At 32.7% G+C, this 1,195-nt stretch carries 3 protein-coding genes; all 3 read right to left on the bottom strand.

The features are described 5' to 3' along the window. A partial coding sequence (locus tag NE054_RS08270) for a nucleotidyltransferase substrate binding protein (RefSeq protein ID WP_297890513.1) occupies nt 1-274 on the bottom strand: 274 nt, incomplete at its 3' end. Next, nucleotides 262-564 carry a nucleotidyltransferase domain-containing protein gene (locus tag NE054_RS08265; RefSeq protein ID WP_297890511.1) on the bottom strand — a complete coding sequence of 101 codons (303 nt, stop codon included), beginning with the start codon at nt 562-564 and terminating at the stop codon, nt 262-264. The genes NE054_RS08270 and NE054_RS08265, both read right to left, overlap by 13 nt. Then, nucleotides 542-1,174, bottom strand: coding sequence for an inositol monophosphatase family protein (locus NE054_RS08260; RefSeq protein ID WP_297890509.1), 633 nt, complete (start codon nt 1,172-1,174; stop codon nt 542-544). The genes NE054_RS08265 and NE054_RS08260 overlap by 23 nt, the downstream gene beginning before the upstream one ends. Nucleotides 1,175-1,195: the final 21 nt, after the last annotated feature.

Below are 1,195 nucleotides of genomic sequence, written 5' to 3'. Positions count from 1 at the left end.
TATCCTCTAACATTTCTAAACATAATTCTGCTTCTTCTTCTGACAACAACCCTTCTCTTAAAGCCTCTCTAAAACAACTTTTAGGAGAGTTACACGGTACATATTCAACTTTCTCTAAGTACTCTTTAATGGTTTTCCAAAGTATTTCAAACGTGTACTCAAATCTTTGTATTGTTGCATCCCTGACTATCACAGAGTAATCTTCATTGATTATTTCATCTAAAGTTTTAAATGCCTTTTTCAAGTCATTTAACTTTTGAACTAATTTTTCCAAATGGTTACACCTTCTCTTTCTATATTTTCTCTTAATTTTAATGGTGCATCTTCGTATCTAACAATATCCACAAAGTAAGGAATGGTAGATTCTTCTACAAAGTCTTTAATTTTTAAAATTTCCTTTTTTCCCAAACCTTTTATAGCTAAATCTATATCTGAATAATATTTATAATCTCCTCTTGCTCTACTACCAAACAAGATTACCTCTATTTTTTTATCCCTAAAATTTTGTTTTATGTAGTCTAAGATTTTTCCTATTGACCTTTCATATACTTCCGATTTTTCCATTTACTATATCAAACAATGTTTTATATACTTCTTCTGAACCGGCTACTATATCTCCCGATGAGAAATCTTTTTTTCCTTCAAAGTTTGTACATATACCTCCGGATTCTTCTATAAGCAGTATTCCGGCTGCTATATCCCATATAGATAGTTTCATTTCAAAAAAACCATCAAAAACCCCTTCTGCAACTAATGCTAAATCTATAGCTGCAGCTCCGGGTCTTCTCACTCCTGAAAATGTAATCATTGCTTCTTTCAACATTGATAAATATTGGTCAAGTTCTGCTATCTTTCTAAAAGGAAATCCAGTAGCTACAACAGCTGATTCTACCGGTCTATTTGACACTTTTATTCTCTCTCCGTTTAAATAAGCTCCTTCTCCTTTCCCTGCCCAGTAGAGTTTATCCAACATCGGAATGTATATACTAGCTGCAACAATTTCTTGTTTATGCATAAGTGCTACAGACACGGCAAAAATTTCAAAACCACATATATAGTTCTTTGTTCCATCAAGTGGGTCAACTATCCAAATGTAATCTCCATCTCCAAACTTTCCGTCTTCCTCTCCTAAGAAAGAATGATTAGGATATTTAGAAAGAGAAGGTGTAACCATTTGGAAAAATTAGTTCAAAAG

Source organism: Sulfurihydrogenibium sp. (assembly GCF_027448985.1).
In the GTDB taxonomy this organism is placed as follows: domain Bacteria; phylum Aquificota; class Aquificia; order Aquificales; family Hydrogenothermaceae; genus Sulfurihydrogenibium.
This window is presented reverse-complemented; position numbering and strand designations above follow the sequence as displayed.